This is a genomic window from Sphaerisporangium sp. NPDC005289 (assembly GCF_040607455.1).
Taxonomy (GTDB): Bacteria; Actinomycetota; Actinomycetes; order Streptosporangiales; family Streptosporangiaceae; genus Sphaerisporangium; species Sphaerisporangium rhizosphaerae.
Window position 1 is genome coordinate 218,068 of sequence record NZ_JBEXGS010000013.1, and the last position, 18,952, is coordinate 237,019.

The following is an 18,952-nucleotide window of genomic DNA, read 5'->3' on the forward strand; positions in this document are numbered from 1 at the left end:
GCGAGGATGGCGGGATGATCAGATTCGCGTCATACGACGGGACCGTGCTCGTCTGTCATGAACGGGGAGAAGGACGGGCGCTGGTCTGCCTGCCGGGTGGGCCGGGGCGGTCCTCGCGATACCTGGGAGACCTCGGCGGCCTGTCGGCGCGGCGTCGGCTGTTCCTGCTGGACAACCGGGGAACCGGCGAATCCGCGGCGCCACGCGACCCGGACACCTACGCGATGGGCCGAATGGTCGCGGACGTCGAGGCGCTGCGTGTGCGTCTGGGGCTCGAGCGGATGGACCTGCTCGGGCATTCGGCGGCCGGAGGGCTGGCGCTGCTGTACGCGGCCCGGCATCCCGAACGCATAGGACACCTGGTGCTGGTCACACCGACCGTGCACCCGGTGGGGATCGAGATCACCGATGAGCAGTGGTCCGCCCAGATCGAGGCCCGAGCCGACGAGAGCTGGTACGAGAGCAGACTGCCCGACCTCAAGGCGTGGGACGCCGGCGACGAGAGCCGGCGCCTGAGGGCGCAGCCGTTCTTCTACAGTCCCTGGAACGAGGCCGCCGAAGCGCACGCCACACGGTTCGCCGACCGCTCGGCCGAGGCGGCGAAGCGCTTCCACACCGACATGCCCTCCGCCGAGCAGACCCGAGCGAACCTGGCGAAGCTCACCACACCGGTCCTGGTGATGCTGCTCGGATTCTTTCTCGGATGCAAAGGTTTGAAATCTGCGCGTAGTTTCGCAGGCCGCACGTTAGCGGATAGGGGAATCTGGTCACCCCTTCCAGCGAGGGGGAAACAAAGCCGGCGGAAGTCAGGAAGGAGAGATCTCCCACGGCCGGCCCACGGCGCCGGTCTGGGAGTATGTCCTACCTGGAACGGACACGTTCCGATTTCTGCCCGATCAGCGCTTCGGCGCTGTCCGTTTCCGCCCTTTTCCGGTGGCACCCCTTGTTCCGAGATTCTGCATCCGTTTCGACGTGGGAGGGCATATGCGAGCTGGCGCGTGGTCTACGGCGGCAACGTTCGCGATCGTGGGCACGACATGGCTGGGCTGGATGCCCAGCGCGGCGCACGCGGCCACGAGGAACTATGAGGCCGTCATCTGTGACGCCTCACAAGGCGGCGACTATTCGATAGGGAACGTCGGCGGATACAACCAGAACAACCAATTCGTTCATACCTCGAACTTCTCGCTACTCCCTTGCGGGTACCAGCCGAATTGGTGGTTCAAGCCGGATCAGACGCTCGAAATCAACCTCTACGACTCGACGCTCGGGACCTGGGAGAGGAAGTACAAGAAGTTCCCGTCGTGTGAGCCGGTTGACACGTCTCAACGTGTATGCGATGTGAGCTGAGCGCGGCAGGTGCTGCCGTGAACGGTTGCGCGTACTTTCCTGTCCGGTATTTGGGGGTCGTAAGGCAATGTCGGTCATGCCCCGTGCACTCGATCGGCACGGCCGGGCCGAGCGGATTCTGAACAACTCAGGGGCTGGTACCCGAGGGATGCCGGGAGTCGAGCAAGTCCGCGAAGGCCGCCGCCGCTGCGTCCGCCCGTGACGGGTCTCCGGCCACCAACCGATCGAGTGCCAGCCCGTCGAGCGTGCCGAGGATGAGGTCGGCGACCGCGCGCGTCTCCGCTGCCGGGACGCCGAACGCGGCCAGGCCGAGGCGCAGCGGCTCGTGCCAGGGCGCCCGGAGCTGCTCGACGGCGGTTCTCCAGCGCTCGGGATCCTGGGTTGTCAGCACCGACAGGTCGAGGTAGAGCCGCGTGGCCTGCCTGCTGGAGGCGTTGTCGAGCGCGGTCCACAGGTATCGGACGAGGTCCCCGATCGTGCGCACCTCGGCGCCCGGGGGTTCGATCGAGGCGGCCAGCCGCTGCTGCGCCAGCGCGAGGGCGTCGCCGACGAGGCGTTCCTTGCTGCCGAAGTGATAGATCAGCATGCGGTCGCTGGTGCCCAGCGCGGCGGCCAGAGGACGCAGGGACAACCCGATGAGCCCGTGCTCGAGCACATAGTCCAGCACCCTCTCGGCGAGCTCGGCACGGCGGTCCATTGCTGCACCGTAGCAGCCTTCCCTCACCACTGTAGCGTCCGCTACATTCGCATGCATGTAGCGGACGCTACATAGCGAAGGAGGGAACGCCGATGTCATTACGACTCCTGCTCGCCTGTCTCGTGCCGGTGATGTGGGGAGCAGTCGCGGGCTTGGCCATGCCGCGCGGCCCGCTCACCCCGGCCGCGGCGCTGCTCAGCATCGGGCTTGGCCTGGCCGCGGGCGCCGCCACGGGATACCTCGCCAGGTCGCGGTGGGCGATGCTCGCGGCGCCGGTCGTGTTCGCGGCAGTCTTCGAACTGCTCAGGATCGGAGCGAGCGGGCCGAGCGTCGACGCTCCGAGAATCACCCTGTTGGGCGTACTCGCCCTGATCACCGGGCGCGGCGTGCACGGCCTGCTGGGGCTGTTTCCACTGACCGTCGGCGCCGCCTACGGGGCACGGCCGGCGCGCGGGCGGACCGCAGGCCGCCTCCGGCGATATTCCGGCCGCGCGGTCACCGGCGTGCTCGCGACGATCGTCGCCGCGGTGGCCATCGGCGTCACACTGCCCGCCACCACCGCGCCGATCGCGGGGTCTGGCAGCGTGGCGGAGCTGACGACCGTCTCGGGGCTCGGGTTGATGATCCGCGGCACCGACACGGCCAACCCGGTCCTGCTGTTCGTGCCCGGCGCCCCCGGCGCAGCCGAACGAGGCGCGGTGCGCAACCATCTGGCCGGGCTCGAACAGCACTTCGTCATGGTCACCCTCGACCGGCGCGGCGGCGGCAGTTCCTACCCGGCGATCAAACCGACGCCGAGCCCGGAGAGCGAGGCCGACGACATCCTGGCCGTCGCGGGCTACCTCGGCAAGCGCTTCGGCAAGGACCGGATCTACCTGCTGGCGCACTCCGGTGGCACCCTCCCCGCGGTGCTCGCCGCGCGACGCCGTCCCGCGCTCTTCCACGCCTACATCGGCGTCGGCCAGGCGGTGAACACCGGCGCCGCCGACCGCATGCAGTACGCCGACACGCTGGCCTGGGCACGTGCCCACCGTGACGGTGAGCTCGCCGCCGCGCTCGAAGCGGTCGGGCCGCCGCCATACAACAGCCTTTATGGCTACGAACCGATGCTCCTCGCCGAGAGCAGGGTTTACGGGGAGGCTCAGGGCGGCCTCGATGAGAGTGTCGTGGCGCCGGAGTACTCCCTGCTGGACAGGATCCACCTGTTCTCGGGCTTCCTCGACGCCTTCGACCTCTACTACCCGCGGGCCGGCCACCTCGACCTGCGGACGAGGCTCACCCGCCTCGCGATCCCCGCCTACTTCATCGATGGCGCCGACGAGGTGCCCGCACGACTGCGACTGATGGAGGAGTGGTACGGCATGCTGGAGGCACCCCGCAAGGAGCACCTTGTCATTCCCGGCACGGGACACCGCTCGCTGTTCGAGCAGCCAGACCATTTCACCCGGATCCTGCTGTCCCGGACCCTCGACTAACCGGCCGCCTGCCAGTGATCGCCGCGGGCCACCGGTCGGTGGCGCTCGACGTGGCGCCGCTCGCCGTCCGGTGGCCGCTCTCCCGCCAGGGGGTGATGGGCCGCGCAGTCCTGACGGCTACAGCGGCGGGTAGGCGTTGGCCAGGAGCTGCCGGAACAGCGCGGGGAACCACTGCCCCTCCACCGGGGCGTTCGGCAGCGCCTGGCCCGGCACGTACGCGCCGCGCGGCTCCGAGAACAGCGGGTTGCACCGCTGGTCGAACGGGATGTTCTCCGGGTTGGGCACGACGTCCGCCGCGCTGGCCCCGTCGGAGACACCGGGTGGCTTGATCCAGGCATAGGCGTCGATGCCGGGCGCGGGATCGGCCCGCGGCCGCTCGCCGAGCCCGGTGCCGGTCTGGTTGCACCAGTTGGCGACGCTGACGCGACGGTCCATCCGGGACTGATCGACGAACGTGTTCACATCGGTGGAGGTGCTCGGCGCCGTCGGGCGGGCCGGGCCGCCCCAGCCGTTGCGGGAGGTGTCGATCACCATGCCGATGGTGGGCGGGAACCCGGCGGCGATCAGCCGGTTCCGGAACGCCTGGGCGAACGACAGCTCGTCCACGTAGTCGTTCCAGTCCACCCAGCGGGTCCACTTCACCGGCATCCCGTAGATCATCGTGGAGGCGGTGAAGAACGGCTCGGTGAGCGCGGCCCACTCGGCGGTGTTCACCGTGAAGCCGTGCACGAGTGGCAGGCCGTCGCCGGTGGCATTGCCGATGCTCGCCAGCAGTTCGGCGGCCGGGCCGAAGTTGTCCGCCCAGCCGAGCCTTCCGTGGTTGGACGCGTCGAGGTAGGTGTACACGTTGGGGATGCCGTACAGGCGGTTCAGGGCGTACCGCACGGCCAGCGGGTAGACGCCGCTGGCGCGGACCGGTTCGCAGTAGATGGTGTACATGGTGCCGGTCGGCATCACCAGGCCCGGCAGGAAGTCCGGCTCGACCACCGCGACGATGCGCAACCGCCGGTAGGCCGGGTCGGCGAGTATCGAGGCGATCGGGTCGACGTACCTGGCGCGGTACAGGTTGAGGCCGTCCGCCGCGATGGTGAAGTCGCCGGTGCTGGCGTACCGCAGGCAGTTGCGGTCCGGCAGGTCGTTCAGCACGATCTGGATGGTGAGCGGCGTCGCGCCGTTCGCGGCGTCCTGCCGCACCGCCTCGTCGAGGTGCGCCCGCAGCCCCGGTGCCGAGGAGGTGCCAGTGATGCGGGACACCCGGTCCAGCCACACACCGGTCGAGGTCCGCGCCACCGCCGCCCCGCCGGGCTCACCCGCCGCCGCGGCCGACCACGTGGGGTCGACGTACCCGTCGGCCCCGGCGTACGGGTTGTCGACCCGCGCGGGATCCGGCGTGGGGGTGGGACTGGGCGTGGGCGTCGGGGTGGGTGTGGGTGTGGGTGTGGGACTAGGCGTTGGCGTCGGGGTCGGGGTGGGCGTCGGGGTCACCGGCGGGTTGGTACCGAGGCAGCCGACGCCGTTCAGCAGGAACAGCGCGGGCGGCGGGTTCGTGCCGGTGTACGACCCGTTGAAGCCCAGCGTGATCCGCTGTCCCTGGTCCAGCGCCCCGTTGTACGGCAGATTCACCGCCGTCACGTTCCTGCCCGACTGGCTCCACGTCGCGTACCACCCGTTGTCCACCCGCTGTTCCCCCGGCCAGGTGAACGTCAGCCGCCACGAGGTGATCCGCGAGGCCATGTTCTCGATGGTGACGCTCGCCCCGAACCGCCCGCTGCTGTCCCAGGTCTTCGCATACGTCACCCGGCATGTGGCCGGCGGCATCGCCGCCAACGCCGGCATGGCCACCGCCACTACGGCGCACGCCACCATTCCCGCGACCATCGCCAAGATCCCTCGGTACCGCGTCCTCCACCGCACCACCACGTTGTGCCTCCTCAGAACCGGGCCACGGAAAACCCCCAAGGCAGAGAAGGGGGGCGACCACCACGATTCGCCCATCCCGCACGCCTGTACACCGCGCACCCGGCCGCAAAGCCCCCACGACCAGTCAGCCGGCCGCGATCAGCCCTCCTAGCTCGGTAAAGGACCCAGTACCGGCTCCGTCACCCGCCTGCCCTCCTGAAAGCTTCAGCCCTTGGACCGACCGGCGAGGTGGTCCCGCAGGTCGGCGTGGCGGAACTCGTAGACCGGGCCGACCACGCGGAGCAGCCCCACCGGTGCGCGTCTTCCAGAAACCGCATCAGGTTCCTCGGGCACTCCTGACGCGCGGCCAGATTCCGACAAGGCCGCGGCGTGGCTTGCCGCGGAGGTGTGTGAGAAGGAGCGGCAGGTCGACCGGGTTCGCGCCGAGCTGCTGGCGCATCTGCGGGAAGAGCGCATCAAGCCGCCGGCCCGGGACCGGATCCGGATCCGGCGAATCATCGGGACGGCGCTACGGCAGGCCGAACAGACCCAGACCTCCCGCATCTCCAGCCGGACCTCGGCTGCGGCCATCCCGGCGCTCGATGCCGGCGGGGCGTCGGCGATAGTGTGGGCGTGGAGTACGTGTCCAGAGTGCCGCGTCCGCCGCTGGACGGGCTGATCGACGACCTCTACTACCTGGAGGGTGCGCCGCCGTACGCGCGGCTGACGCTGCCGCCGATGCCGGCGGCGTTGCTCATCGTCAACCTCGGGGCGCCGTTCCGCATCCGCGCCGGCATGGACATCGAGACGGCCGAGTACGCCGACGGCTGCGTGGTCACCATGCCCACCCGCGCGTTCGAGTTCGGCTACCCACTCCGGACCCGGTCAGTCGGCGTGCACTTCAAGCCGTGGGGGCTGGCGCCGTTCCTGCCGATGCCCGCGGCCGAGCTGTGTGACCGACCGGTGACGGTAGAGCAGATTTGGGGCCGGCCCGCCATCGCTGAGCTGCGAGACCGGCTGGCCACGGCGGGCGGACCGCACGAGATGCTGACGCTGCTCGAGGAGGAGCTGATGCGACGGCTGTGCGAGACCACCGGCCTGGGGCTGGTCCGCCATACGAGCAGCGTCATCGCGGCGACCAGCGGGGCGGTGGCGATCGGTGACCTGAGCGTGGCAGCCGGTGTCAGCAGCACTCATCTGGCGCAGCGGTTCAAGGAGCTCATCGGCGTCACGCCGAAACGGCTGGCCCGCACCTACCGCTTCACCGCCACCGTGTTCGCGATCAACCCCGCCGGACCGATCGATTGGGGCGACCTCGCCGGTGGCGCAGGCTACTTCGACCAGGCCCACTTCGGCCACGAGTTCCGGGCGTTCACCGGGCTCACGCCGACCCGGTACGTCGAAATCCGGCGGCGGTTCCTGCGCGAACATCCCGGCCACGCGTTGGACGGCTGGCCGCTGCCGGCCGATTGATTTCTTACAAGAGCGACAGCTCACGACACGCTAATTTGGGGCACCCCGAAGCAGAGGAGAGCCCCGTGGGCAAGGTGGTCATGTACAGCTCGGTGTCGGTGGACGGCTTCGTCGCGGACGAGAATGACCAGCCCGGACCGCTGTTCGACTGGTTGTCCAGCGGTGACGTCCCGTTGGGCGAGAGCGGCGAGCTGAAGGTGTCGCAGACGTCCTACGACTACACCCGGGCGTACTGGGACCAGATCGCAGTCACGATCGTCGGCCGCCACGTCTTCGACCTCACGGACGGCTGGGGCGGCAAGCCGCCGAGCGGCATTGACCACGTGGTCGTCGTGTCGCACCGGCCGATGCCCGAGGGCTGGGACCCCGAGGCGCCGTTTCACTTCGCCGACGGCGTCGAGGCGGCCGTGGCCAAGGCGCAGGAGCTTGCGGGTGACCGCATGGTCGAGGTCGCCGCCGGCGACGTCGGTGGCCAGCTGCTTGCCGCGGGCCTGATCGACGAGGTGCGCATGGACGTCGTACCCGTCGTGTTCGGGTCCGGCAAGCGCTACTTCGGGTCGGTCCACGCGCAGCACCTGCTGGAGGATCCTGACGTGGCGATTCAGGGCAACCGGGTGCTTCACCTGCGCTATCAGGTGCGTCGTTGACCGATCTGAGCGGGTACGCGAAGAAGTCCACTGCGACCGGTGACACAAGATCGGGCCTCCGGCTGCGTTCGCGCATCGCTGTCCCTGGTCGGCAGCCGACGCCGATCCGCCCCAGCACCTCACCTGCGGCAAGTCCAACTCGAAGATCACTGGTTGCCGGTTTCCGTCGTATCTTGGCCGACCCCCGAACGGACTTGGCCTGAGCGTGGCCTCGGGACTTCGGGCCCGATCAACGCGCCGACGCCGCCCTCTCATCTGAGCTTCTGATATCTGGCGAGTGTGCTGCGCGACGCCATCAGGCGCTGCGAGTACCCGCCGGACAGCACGTTGTCCAAGCAAGATGAGATCGCCGAACTGATCTTCGAGTGTCCAGAGAGGTTTACGGGAGGTCTTCAAGGCCAGCGCCATGCTGGGAGCCGGGATGGGGGCGATCCGTCAAGCGTGGCTGGACACCACGTTGCACCCTTACCCGGGGTACGTCCACGGTATCGCGGTGGTGACCGCTGAGCGGCACGCCACCGGGCAGATCACCATGCGAGATCAGTTGCGATGAAGCTTTCCGCGCGGCGCCTGCTGGGTGCATCCGGCGCCATCGGTGATGGTTACGGACCCGGCGTGATGGCGATTTGTCTGTACCCGTTGCGACCTGCCTTCTGCTCAACAGCCGCAGTGATTCGGCCATTCGGGAGCCGGCTCAGGTCAGGGAGCGGCCGACCGGAACTGGAGCGGGAAAGTCAGCGTGGCAGGTGTCCCAGGGAGAATCCGGTCGCGTGCCGCCCGGCGGGCTATTCCTCCAACTTGCGTTGCTTCTCGACTTCGTCGTACATGTCCGCGCACTGCTTTGTGCTCATGTCACCGGGCGCGCACAGGCGGACGTCCAAGGCGAAGTCGACGGTGCGTTGCCGGCCCGCCGAGGTGTAGGTGAGGCGGATGCCTTCGGCGTGTGCGGAGGCGTCGCCGCTTTTCCCGTACTGGAGGCCGAGTTCCGTGAGCGGGCCGTCCTGCTCGCAGGCGGTGGTCACGTCGGGGTTGCGGGCGGGAAAACCGATCGCTGTCAAGGACTCTTCCGCGTTGCCGACCATGTCGGGGCCCTGGGGGCGGGACGAGAACGTCTGCAGCACGATGCCACCGCTCGGCCGTAACAAATCGATCCTCTCGATGGTCACCGTGCCCGGCCGGTCCAGGCACATGATCCACCCACCCAGCGAGTAGGGCCGTCCAGCCACGATGTCAGGCAGCACCACCCCGATCTTGGCCGTCTCCCCCGTCTCCGGATCCTCGCCGACGAGGAGCCGGGGGCCCTCACCCGCGCAACCGGCCAGTGTGACCGCGACCACGACGGTCAGCAGGATCACGCGAGTGAGGGCGTACACGGGGACTCCTCAGTACTTGTGGGCTTCGGCGATACGTGCGTTGGGGTTGGCCCAGCCCTCTCGGCTGTTGCCGCACAACCGGGTCTTCTTGGTGACGGTCCAGCTGATGGACGAGGAAGTGTTGAACCCGGACTGCGCGGAGACGTTCACCACCCCCAGATCAACTCCACCACTCACAGTGGCGTTCTTGCCCCGGGACTTGGTGAAGGTGCCGCTGCTGTAGGTGTTGTACTTGCGCGTATCCTTGAAGATCACCGCTTTCGCCTTCGTGAACTTCGTGAGCAGGCTGCTGCTGATGGCCCGCTGTTCCGCACGAGCAAGGGCGGCCTGTTCGCGGCTTCGGCGATCTCCCGCGTGTGGCAGCAGGCTAGGGAGTTGGCGTTCACGCCAGGTCAGGGGCTCCAGGCGAACGGGAAGATCGCTGACGCTTTGAACGAGTGATCCACAGCTACTCTGAAAGGGCTCCGGTACCCCCGAAGCCTTTCGCGTTTCTGGGGCTGACCTGGTCAAACGCCGCCAAGATCATTTCGCGTATATTTCGCGATCACTGACATACGTCTGCCTAGGGTGGCGCTCGGCTGCGTAGGTCTAACTGTATGCCTGTTACGAAAGCCCAGCTCAGGAGCTGTATTGCCTGGTCAACTCGGTGCCCCCGGCAGGATTCGAACCTGCGGCACCCGCTCTAGGAGTGCGGTGGCCGTATGGGTGACATTTATGCTGTGAGCTGCGCGAACGCCATGCGCAGCTCACGCCACATGCAAGATCATCCCGTGCATGTCCCACTCACGCCGAATGTCACCGGGGTCATTCGATGGCAAGCCGACCCGTACTACAGGCCACAAGACCCGAGGGGCGGAAGCGGCGCGGCGTCTTCATCCCACCGGATGCTCTATTTCGCCTCCCAGACGGTAATGGGCTCGGGGATCCGACGGCGGATGAGGTCGTGCTGCCAGTTAGCACGTAGTCGCAGCGGGTGCTGACATACGCGGTGTCTACTTGGAAGGTCACGCCGGTGGAACCGGCCGACGGTGCCGAAGTTGTCGGCGCTGAGGCGATGAGTTTCCACACTGCCGGCGGTCCTATCCACATGGCGGCCTCCACGACCTCCTTCGCCATCGGTGCGACGGTCACGCGTGCGGACATCTCCGTCCTGTGCGCCGACCTCGCCGAGCTGGTGCGCGGCCGAGGTGGCGGTGTCGTGGTCTGTGACGTGGTCGACGTGGCCCATCCCGACGTGGTAACGGTCGAGGCGCTGGCCCGGTTGCGCTTGACCGCACGGCGGCATGGCTGGAGTCTGATGGTCACCGGCGCCGGCCCGAACCTGGTCGAGCTTGTGCGCCTGCTTGGATTGACCGACGCGTTACTCCAGGCGGGCCGGCAGTCCGAACAGCGGGAAGAGGCGGATGGTGTCGAGGAAGTTGTTGACCGCCGTGATTCGCCCCGCTGAGATCTCCAGCACGATCAGCGCCCACGGGTCGTGGCCGGAGCCACTGAGGCTGGACCGGTACTGCCCGAACGCCGGCATGCCGTTGGCCACCACAGGCACCAGGCGCGAGCCGCGGCAGCCGCTGCCCGTACCGGCCATCCAGGCGACGATGTCGTCGTGACCGCGCAGCCACAGCGGCAACGGCGGCATCGACAGCGTCGCATCGTCGTGCAGCAGCGTCGTCAGCGCCTCAAGGTCGTAGTCTTCAAGCGCTTTCACATAACGCGTCAGCAGCGCCTTCTGCTCGGCGTCCAACGGCGCGTGGACGTCGGCGGTGTCGGCAGTGGCGATGGCGGCCCGGGCCCGTTGGAGGGCGCTGTTGACGCTGGGTACCGAGGTGTCGAGCAGGTCGGCCACCTCCTGGGCTGACCAGGCCAGCACCTCCCGCAGGATCAGCACGGCCCGCTGCCGCGGCGGCAGGTGCTGCAGCGCGGCGACGAACGCCAGCCGGATCGACTCGCGTTGGGCGACCACGTTCGCCGGATCAGCAGCCTCGGGCAGCACCCGGCTGTCCGGTACCGGGCCCACCCAGATCTGGTCGGGACGCGGCTCGCCCGGGTCGGTAGCGCGGCCGGACCCGGCCGGGCCGAGATCCATAGGACGGGCACGCAGTTGAGCGCTGGCGAGCATATTCAGGCAGACGTTCGTCGCGATCCGGTACAGCCAGGACCGCAGCGCCGAGCGCCCTTCGAACCGGTCGAAACCGCGCCAGGCGCGAACCAAGGTGTCCTGCACGGCGTCTTCAGCCTCGAAGACGGACCCCAACATCTGGTAGCAGTAGCCGGTCAGCTCAGGCCGGTACGCCTCCAGCCGCGACTCGATCGGTGCACTGGTCGTCACATCGCTCACCCTGACGAACCTAGCGGGCGACTACGACTTTTCGGGGGGTGCCCTACCCCGGCACTGGGTCGGGGGCGATCACGCCTGTCAGGGCGCTCACTCCGCCGGCGGCCGCACCGCGGCGGGTGCTCACGACGTGGATGCTTACGAGCATGCCGGAAAAAATCGCCCCGCCATCAGCGATGAATTTCCGGCGCCCGCCCGGTCTACATCGGCGTCAAGTCGACGGGAAGCACGCGAGGAGCAATCATGACCGCCACGGAATGGACCGCTGAAAGCGCCGGCTCGGGTCAGTACGCCGAGGTAAACGGAATCAACCTGTACTACGAGACGCACGGGGCGGGACGCCCGATGATCCTGCTGCACGGAGGCCTCGGATCGGGGGAGATGTTCGAGCCGATCCTTCCCACCCTGGCCGACCACCACCAGGTCGTCGCTGTCGACCTACAGGGGCACGGCCGGACCGCCGACATCGACCGACCGCTCGACATCCGGCTGATGGCCGATGACATCGCCGCGCTCATCGACCACCTCGGCCTGCAGAAGCCGGACGTGGTCGGCTACTCCCTCGGCGGCGGGGTGGCGCTCCAGGTCGCGATCAAGTACCCGGAGAAGGTGGGCCGCCTGGTGACGGCGTCGGCGAACATCAGCCGCGACGCAATCTATCCGGAGATCCTCCAGCAGCAGGTCCAGGTGAGCGGGGCGGCCGCCGAATTCATGAAGGACACCCCGATGTACGAGCTCTACCAGCGGGTGGCACCCCGTCCCGAGGACTTCCCGAAGCTGCTCGACAAGATCGGCGAGGCTCTGGCGAAGGACTTCGACTTTACCGAAGAAGTGCGCGGCCTGCAGATGCCGACGCTCGTAGTCGCCGCCGATGCCGACATGGCACCGCCGAGCCACTACGCCGAGGTCTTCAAACTCCTCGACGGCGGCCTGCGCGACGGTGGCTGGCAGGGTGAGTCCCGGCCCAAGGGCGGACACGCACTGGCGATCCTGCCCGGTCTCACGCACTACGACATCTTCCTGTCCCCGCTCTTCGCAGCAGTCACCCTCGCCTTCCTCGACCAGGAGAGCTGAGCCAATTCGCCCTGCTCGGCGGCCTTTCGGATCGGCCGTCGGGCCGTATTGGGTAGCCGTGGACAGCCTGGTCAGAGAGGGCCCCGACCAGGTCGCCATGTCATTCGGTGGCAAGCCGACCCGTACCGCAGGGCACCCGCTGCACGCGATGAAGTGGACTCCACCCAAGACCGCTGGCGCCGTCTACCCCCGTACCGTCGTCAATCCCGAACAGGCCCGTGCGCTGCTGGCGGCGGTCCCTGGGTCGGCCGGACCCGGGGTCGGCGGCTGCACGGCACGTTCGCCTGCATGTACTACGCGGCCCTTCGCCCCGAGGAAGCCGCGGGCCTGCGCCGCCAGAACTGCGACCTTCCCGAACAGGGCTGGGGCTTGCTGACGGTCGAGAAGGCCCGGCCGCAGGCCAACAAGAGATGGACCAACTCAGGGGAGACCCACAACTCCCGGGGCCTCAAGCACCGGGCCAAGGATGAAACCCGCCTGGTTCCCGTCCCTCCCGTCCTGGTCATGATTCTGCGGGAGCACATCGACCGCTACGGCGTCGCTCCTGACGGTCGTCTGTTCCGCACCGCGAAGGGGCGCCCGTTCTCCTCATCGGCGTACTCGGGTGTCTGGCAGCAGGCCCGTCGGGTGGCCTTCACGGCGGAGCAGGCGGCCTCACCCCTGGCGGCTCGGCCGTACGACCTGCGGCATGCCGCCGTCTCGCTGTGGCTGAACGCCGGGGTACCAGCTACCGAGGTAGCCGAGCGGGCCGGCCACAGCGTTGACGTGCTGCTACGCGTCTACGCCAAGTGCATCGAGGGGCAGCAGGCGCGGGCCAACGGCAAGATCTCTGAAGCACTCGACGTATAGTCCACAACTTTGCGCACCACGGCCCCGGGGCATCCCGGGGCCTTTTGCGTTTCGAGGGTGACCTGCGGAAACGTTGTCGGGACTGGTTCGCGCATGGTTCGCGATCATTGACCTACGGCTGCATATAGCGGCCCATGGCTGCTTGAGATCAATTAGCGTCGATCAAGGAATGCCCTGATGGGGACGTAATGACTGGTCAGGTGAGTGCCCCCGGCAGGATTCGAACCTGCGGCACCCGCTTTAGGAGAGCGGTGCTCTATCCCCTGAGCTACGGAGGCGGGATCTGGTGTAAGCGTACCGAAAGGCGAGCACCGTGTGGGCCGTGGCGGGGCTCGGCTTTGCGGGTGGTCTCTCATGTATGCGATGTGCGGAGGTAAAGGGCTGACATGCCGCCAACGGGACGTAGCTGTCTGTGACTACCGTCACGGAACGTGACTGGGCGACGACGTAAGAGTCTGAAGAGGGGCCACGGGATTCGGCCTGGCGTGCTCGTTTTCGCCATGTTGGCGCCGGCGATGCTCGCGGTGGGACTTCTCGTGGCGGAGTTGACGGGGTACGAGCAGCAGGCGCGGGGCGGGACCCGGCATTCGGTGAAGGTCAGGGCTGCAGAGCGGTTGCGGGAGGCTCCCGGCACGTACTTCGTCACGCCGGTGCCCGCGCCACCGCACGCTGAGTTCGTATACGAGGGTGCCGTACCGCCGCCGCTCATGCGCGGGAAGAGTGAAGGCCAAGAGTCTGCGTGTACGCGGGGTGGACGGCAGCGTCCTGTGGTGTGGCAGGCGGTGAATGGGCGCGCTGGTTGGTGTGGTGGCGCTGGGCGCGGGGGCCGTCAATCAGGAGGGGGCGATCCGCGGCGTACAGGAGAGAGGGATGGCCGGGCGGTCCTGCTGGGGACGCGGCCGGAGATGAATGTGAGGGCTGCGACCGGTGGTCGGCAGCCTGGGGACGGTGGGCGCTCTTCGCGGGTGTGGGAGGGCGGACGGCTGCGGCATCTGTCAGAAGGGCGGGCGCGTCAGGCGTTGGATGGCCCGCAGGTGCCGAGGCAACCTGCGGGGGTGCGCTCCTCGGACGGGGTGGTCGCAGGGTGCGGCGCAGCGGGGCGCGGGCGAAGGCGCGCCTCAGATGCGCAGATGGACTGGCGGCGTTCGGAGGGGCGCACGGGAGGGCGCGCCTCGGACGTGCGGAGGGGCGAAGGCGGCGGGAGCGGTGGAAGCGGCGTGAATGCGCGGATGGTAGGGCGCGGGCCGGAGGCAGGGAGGGGCGCGCAGGCAGGGAGGAGTGCACGGGCGCTGGAGGTATGGAGGGGCGAGCACCCCTCGGCGGCTGGGAGCGGAGAGGGTGACGCCGTGAAGGCGGATGCGAAGGGCGAAGAACCCTGCGAAGCGCCACGGGGGATGGTCCCCGGGAGGACGATCTCTGGGAGGACCGTCTTCGGGAGGACGGATGAGGTCGGGGATCAGTGGGAGGCGGAGGCAGGGGTGTGACAGGCGCTGCCGTGCGGTGATGGAAGGACGGCGGGGCCGGAGGCCGTGGTGACCTGTGCGGTGAGGCGGCGAGGCCGGGATGGCGCAGCCTATGTGGTGATGGGGCGGGCGTGGCCGGAGGCCGCAGGGGCGCTGGTGGTGATCGGAGGACCTTGGGCCCGACGATTCGAGGGTGATGGGAGGAGGTGAGGTGACGGGAGGACGTGGGTGACGAGATCCGCGAGGTCGGTGGATTCGCTGGTGAGGGGCGGTCGGGGAGTGGTGCTGGGCCGGTCGGTGATGGGGGAGGTGACGTCGCCGTGGACAGGGGCCGGGTCGACGTCTCGGGGGCGGGGCTACGGGTGATGTGGTGACGGGAGGGTGCAAGGGGTGACGGGAGGGCTCGAAGCCACGGGTGTCGGTGTGTGGGGCGGCGGGTGGTGATGGCATAAAAGGCGTGATCCGTACATAACGGCTCTTGCGACTCCGGCCCGGACACTCAGTCCGCTGTAGTAACGTGCGTGCGGGCGCAGGTCACAAGTTCGCAAATGGAGGGGTCTTAACGTGCCATCTCCTCGATCGGCGGGCCTGGTCGCGGTCCTTATGGCGATGATTTCCATGATCAGTATGACGTCGCCCGGTATGGCGCACGCGCGATCGGCCACGCACGAGACGGCTGACCGGAAACCCGATCCGACCAACCTGACAGAGCTGCGGCGTGAGGCCGAAAAGTCGTCCCAAGCGCTCGCGGACGCCACCAAGGCGCTGGAGCAGCGCCAGACGACGCTGGCGAAGGCCGACAAAGAGCTCAAGGGCAAGCTGGAGCAGTTGCGCACGGCGAATCTCCAGCTCGGCAAGATGCGACAGCCGCTGTCGGACCTGGTGCAGTCGCTGTACCAGGAGCCTTCGGGCGGTGACATGGCCCCGTTCCTCAACGGCAGCGACGACGCGAGCCTGCGGGCGCTGAGCGACATGACATACCTGGTGTCCGGGCGGGACGAGATACTCGCGGACGCCGGGCGGCTGTACCAGCAACAGCAGAGACTGGCCGGCGAGGCGCAGGATCTGCGGGCGACCAAACTGCTGGTGGAGGCCCAGCTCAGCGTGGAGATCGACACGTTGAGAAAGCGGTCCGCGACCGTTGTGAAGTCGCTGTCGCAGACGCTGGTGAAGCTCGGCGTGCGCGTCAACCAGGGCGGCCGCTCGGGCGCGGCCTGTGACCCGACCCGGGTGAGTTCGGCGGCGCAGTATCCGAACGGGCTGTTGCCGGCGGACGTGCTGTGCCCGCTCCAGCAGCGTGGGCGTGAGTTGCGGGCCGACGCGGCGATCGCGTTCGTCGCGCTCAGCGAGGCCTACCGCAAGCAGTTCGGTACGCCGATCTGCGTGACCGACAGCTACCGCAACCTGGCGCAACAGCAGTCGATCTTCTATCGGCGGCCGGGGTTCGCCGCGGTGCCGGGGCGCAGCAACCACGGGCTCGGCCTGGCGGTGGACCTGTGCGGCGGCGTCCAGACCTTCCGTTCGGTGCAGTTCAACTGGCTCGAGTCGAACGGCAAGCGGTTCGGCTGGATCCATCCCGACTGGGCCTACCACAGTCCGTTCGAGCCTTGGCACTGGGAGTACGACCCGAAGCTGGGGTCGTTGTTGTAGGACTGGCTCGGTCTGATGGACGTCCTGGCCGGGACGGATCGGCGGCGGACGACGCCCGTGGGTGCCTCGACGTCCACCTTCAGAGGCAGTGCGGACCCCTTCTCGTCTCTTGCCGAAGTCGTGCCCGTTCGGTCAACCGTCTGTGGCTCAGCTCGGGGTTTCGCGATGCCGGGTTCGTGGGCTCAGTGTGGCGCGCTCGCTGACCGGTGGACGTAGGGGGTGTGGGTGCGGTGGGCCGTTAATGGGTGTGGCCGTGGATGGTGATCGAGAGGCGGGAGCCCGTGCCGGCCTGGGCCAAGCGCGCGGCCTGGCCCGGTGTGGTGGCCAGGACGACCAGGGCGCCGGTCTCGGCCATGTCGCCGGTGGAAGTGCCGCTCCAGCGAGGCCCGCTGGGTACGGCGATGACGGTGACGGCCTGCGCCGCCGTAGAGGTGCGGGCAGGTGTGACACTCGGCGCGTCGCCGTGGTCCGTAGATGCGCCTGTGGCCGGGTCGGCCGCAGGAGGCGGGGCGAGGTCGTCCCAGGCGGATGATGAGGAGATGACGTCGATGACGTCACCGGGCCGGAGCAGCCGGGCAGAGGCGGCGTCCGTGACGCGCACCGGGGTGGCGAGCAGGCCAGGGCCGTAGGCGTCGATGAGGGCCGGACCGAGCAGGCGCAGGTCGGTGATCGGCTCGCCGCGCCGGGCAGGGGCGGTGAGAACGCGTCCGGCCACCCGGGCTCCCGGGCGGAGGGCGCCGTCGGGGACGGCCTCCTCGGGCAGGTGAACGACGGTCAGGTCGGACACGGCCAGCGCTCCACCCCCGAGGTCGTGCGCGGCGGCCAGCACCGCGACGGAGGGAGCCGGGCGGACGGCCAGGCCGACGCACGCGGTGCCCAGTGCGGCGAGTGCGACGGCCACGAGCCGCCGTCGCCGGCTGAGCATCCGGATGACGCGCATGGGTATGGCGGCCTGCATGATGCCTGGCTCCTGTCGAGGGGTGAGAGTGCCCGGCCACAAGCTGTCGGCCCGTGGGTCGCACCCCGGGCGAGAGTCGCGGTCCGGGATGGCCGCGTACGCGCGGCTCTTGCCGCGACCGTCAGCTATGCGCCCGCGCGCCCGCGTCGCGACCGTCGGCCATGAGGTCGGTCGCAACGCGGTACGGCTCGCGGATGCGGGGTGAGCTGATGGATCAGGGGGAGGTGGGGCGGAGAGTGCTGGAGGACGGTGGTCAGGGGAGTTCGAAGGGGAGCTTGATGCCGTTCAGGGCGTCGCCGCAGGGGCAGGCGCGGTCAAGGGGGAGTTCGGCGACGACCGAGCCGACGAGGGTGCGCATGCGCTCGCTGTTGGCGGCGAAGAAGGCGAAGACCTCCTCCTGCGTCACGCCCTCGCCGGTGTCCACGCCGGCGTCGTGGTCGGTGACGAGCGACAGCGAGGTGTAGCAGAGGGCCAGCTCGCGGGCGAGGACCGCCTCGGGGTGGCCGGTCATGCCGACGATCGACCAGCCGTTGGAGGTGAACCAGCGTGACTCGGCTCGGGTGGAGAAGCGGGGACCCTCGATGATGACCAGGGTGCCGCCGTCCACGGCGTTCCACCCCTCGGCCTCGGCCCGGGAGTAGGCGAGGGCCCTGCCGACCGGGCAGTAAGGATCGGCGAACGGGACGTGCACCGCGCCACCGGCGTCATAGTAGGTCTGCGCCCGGCCGGAGGTGCGGTCGACCAGCTGGTCGGGGATCACCAGCGTGCCCGGCCCGTACTCGGCGCGCAGGGAGCCGACCGCGCTCGGGGCGACGACCTGACGCACGCCGAGAGAACGCAGCGCCCAGAGGTTCGCCTGGTAGGGGATGCGGTGGGGCGGGAACCGGTGATCTCGGCCGTGACGGGGCACGAACGCCACCGTGCGCTCGCCGATGCGGCCGACCGTGATGATGTCGCTGGGAGCCCCGTAGGGCGTGGTGATCTCGATCTCCTCGGCGTCGTCGAGGAGGGAGTAGAACCCGGAACCGCCGATGACCCCGATGTCAGCTGTCATGACCATGGGCTCGAGATTAGCGGCACGGACGTGGGGCGGTGAGGGCGGAGGGCAAGGCTGTGGACAACCGTCGGTGCCGCCGCTCAGCTTGTGGACGACCGTCAACGCACACGCGGTCGGCGCTGGTCATCACACCCGGCCGACGCCGGGGCGGAAGGATGCGAATCGGGTTGTACGGCGGGACGGCCGTACAACCCGGGGAGGCGTCAGGCGGCGGAGCTGCTCGGGGTGGCGCTGGCGGAGGCGGGCTCCTTCTTCGCCGGCGTGCTGGAGCCGGAGTCCGACGAGCCACCGGAGTCCGACGAACCGTTGGAGCTCGAGGAACCGCCGGAGCTGGAGCCGGTGGACGTCGTGGAGGAGGTCGAGGAACCGGAGGAGCGGTTGTCCGTCCGGTAGAAGCCCGAACCCTTGAACACGATGCCGACGGCCGAGAACACCTTGCGCAGCTGACCCTGGCAGTTCGGGCAGGTGGTCAGCGGGTCATCGGTGAAACGCTGGACGACCTCGAGCCCTTCACCGCAAGCGGTACAGGCGTACTGGTAGGTGGGCACGCGCTCCTCCTCATATGGCTCAGTGTGGCTCAACGCAGATTGGCACTCTACCGCTGCGACTGCTAATGGTACGCAGCCGATTAGGCTAAACGCCACCCGGACGGGTT

The 18,952-nt window shown here is 68.7% G+C and carries 16 protein-coding genes and 1 tRNA gene; 8 read left to right on the plus strand and 9 right to left on the minus strand.

What is annotated here, in order from left to right:
* Nucleotides 1-14: 14 nt before the first annotated feature.
* Nucleotides 15-1,088, plus strand: a complete 1,074-nt coding sequence (locus tag ABZT47_RS23590; RefSeq protein ID WP_354845812.1) for an alpha/beta fold hydrolase — start codon at nucleotides 15-17, stop codon at nucleotides 1,086-1,088.
* A gap of 389 nt (nucleotides 1,089-1,477) precedes the next feature.
* Here the strand turns inward: ABZT47_RS23590 and ABZT47_RS23595 are convergent, their stop codons facing one another.
* Entirely contained in the window at nucleotides 1,478-2,047 is a 570-nt protein-coding gene (locus ABZT47_RS23595; protein WP_354845815.1) for a TetR/AcrR family transcriptional regulator, read from the minus strand.
* A 92-nt stretch (nucleotides 2,048-2,139) separates the two neighbouring features.
* Between ABZT47_RS23595 and ABZT47_RS23600 the strand changes: the two genes are divergently transcribed.
* Nucleotides 2,140-3,522 carry an alpha/beta hydrolase gene (locus ABZT47_RS23600; protein ID WP_354845817.1) on the plus strand — a complete coding sequence of 461 codons (1,383 nt, stop codon included), beginning with the start codon at nucleotides 2,140-2,142 and terminating at the stop codon, nucleotides 3,520-3,522.
* A gap of 117 nt (nucleotides 3,523-3,639) precedes the next feature.
* On the opposite strand, the gene ABZT47_RS23605 is transcribed toward ABZT47_RS23600, so the two are convergent.
* Complete coding sequence (locus tag ABZT47_RS23605) at nucleotides 3,640-5,400, minus strand: glycoside hydrolase family 6 protein (protein WP_354845820.1); 1,761 nt, start codon at nucleotides 5,398-5,400, stop codon at nucleotides 3,640-3,642.
* Between the two features lie 654 nt (nucleotides 5,401-6,054).
* Between ABZT47_RS23605 and ABZT47_RS23610 the strand changes: the two genes are divergently transcribed.
* Both ABZT47_RS23610 and ABZT47_RS23615 read left to right on the plus strand, forming a co-directional pair.
* Entirely contained in the window at nucleotides 6,055-6,894 is an 840-nt protein-coding gene (locus ABZT47_RS23610) for a helix-turn-helix domain-containing protein (protein ID WP_354845823.1), read from the plus strand.
* A gap of 65 nt (nucleotides 6,895-6,959) precedes the next feature.
* A complete protein-coding gene (locus ABZT47_RS23615) occupies nucleotides 6,960-7,541 on the plus strand; it encodes a dihydrofolate reductase family protein (protein ID WP_354845826.1) in 582 nt (193 codons plus the stop codon).
* Nucleotides 7,542-8,326: 785 nt separating this feature from the next.
* Here the strand turns inward: ABZT47_RS23615 and ABZT47_RS23620 are convergent.
* Both ABZT47_RS23620 and ABZT47_RS23625 read right to left on the minus strand, forming a co-directional pair.
* Nucleotides 8,327-8,896 carry a hypothetical protein gene (locus tag ABZT47_RS23620; protein ID WP_354845829.1) on the minus strand — a complete coding sequence of 190 codons (570 nt, stop codon included), beginning with the start codon at nucleotides 8,894-8,896 and terminating at the stop codon, nucleotides 8,327-8,329.
* Nucleotides 8,897-8,923: 27 nt separating this feature from the next.
* Nucleotides 8,924-9,169 carry a hypothetical protein gene (locus ABZT47_RS23625; RefSeq protein ID WP_354845832.1) on the minus strand — a complete coding sequence of 82 codons (246 nt, stop codon included), beginning with the start codon at nucleotides 9,167-9,169 and terminating at the stop codon, nucleotides 8,924-8,926.
* Nucleotides 9,170-9,926: 757 nt separating this feature from the next.
* Between ABZT47_RS23625 and ABZT47_RS23630 the strand changes: the two genes are divergently transcribed.
* The gene (locus ABZT47_RS23630; protein ID WP_354845835.1) at nucleotides 9,927-10,361 is read left to right on the plus strand and encodes an STAS domain-containing protein; all 435 of its coding nucleotides are present in this window, start codon (nucleotides 9,927-9,929) and stop codon (nucleotides 10,359-10,361) included.
* On the opposite strand, the gene ABZT47_RS23635 is transcribed toward ABZT47_RS23630, so the two are convergent.
* Nucleotides 10,275-11,249 carry a sigma-70 family RNA polymerase sigma factor gene (locus ABZT47_RS23635; RefSeq protein ID WP_354845837.1) on the minus strand — a complete coding sequence of 325 codons (975 nt, stop codon included), beginning with the start codon at nucleotides 11,247-11,249 and terminating at the stop codon, nucleotides 10,275-10,277. The two genes, ABZT47_RS23630 and ABZT47_RS23635, sit on opposite strands and share 87 nt — an antisense overlap.
* A gap of 240 nt (nucleotides 11,250-11,489) precedes the next feature.
* On the opposite strand from ABZT47_RS23635, the gene ABZT47_RS23640 reads away from it, so the two are divergent.
* Nucleotides 11,490-12,320 (plus strand): alpha/beta hydrolase, encoded by an 831-nt coding sequence (locus ABZT47_RS23640; RefSeq protein ID WP_354845840.1) that lies wholly within the window; start codon nucleotides 11,490-11,492, stop codon nucleotides 12,318-12,320.
* A 288-nt stretch (nucleotides 12,321-12,608) separates the two neighbouring features.
* Complete coding sequence (locus tag ABZT47_RS23645) at nucleotides 12,609-13,169, plus strand: tyrosine-type recombinase/integrase (RefSeq protein WP_354845843.1); 561 nt, start codon at nucleotides 12,609-12,611, stop codon at nucleotides 13,167-13,169.
* Nucleotides 13,170-13,374: 205 nt separating this feature from the next.
* Here the strand turns inward: ABZT47_RS23645 and ABZT47_RS23650 are convergent.
* A tRNA-Arg gene (locus tag ABZT47_RS23650) sits at nucleotides 13,375-13,447 on the minus strand.
* 1,794 nt (nucleotides 13,448-15,241) lie between these two features.
* Here ABZT47_RS23650 and ABZT47_RS23655 point away from each other — a divergent pair.
* Entirely contained in the window at nucleotides 15,242-16,282 is a 1,041-nt protein-coding gene (locus ABZT47_RS23655) for a D-alanyl-D-alanine carboxypeptidase family protein (protein ID WP_354845846.1), read from the plus strand.
* Nucleotides 16,283-16,520: 238 nt separating this feature from the next.
* On the opposite strand, the gene ABZT47_RS23660 is transcribed toward ABZT47_RS23655, so the two are convergent.
* From ABZT47_RS23660 to ABZT47_RS23670, 3 genes are all read right to left on the minus strand, one after another.
* On the minus strand, nucleotides 16,521-17,240 hold the full coding sequence (locus ABZT47_RS23660) for an RcpC/CpaB family pilus assembly protein (RefSeq protein WP_354845849.1): 720 nt from the start codon (nucleotides 17,238-17,240) through the stop codon (nucleotides 16,521-16,523).
* Nucleotides 17,241-17,493: 253 nt separating this feature from the next.
* Nucleotides 17,494-18,300, minus strand: coding sequence for an S-methyl-5'-thioadenosine phosphorylase (locus ABZT47_RS23665; RefSeq protein WP_354845851.1), 807 nt, complete (start codon nucleotides 18,298-18,300; stop codon nucleotides 17,494-17,496).
* Nucleotides 18,301-18,500: 200 nt separating this feature from the next.
* On the minus strand, nucleotides 18,501-18,845 hold the full coding sequence (locus tag ABZT47_RS23670) for an FmdB family zinc ribbon protein (RefSeq protein ID WP_354845854.1): 345 nt from the start codon (nucleotides 18,843-18,845) through the stop codon (nucleotides 18,501-18,503).
* Nucleotides 18,846-18,952: the final 107 nt, after the last annotated feature.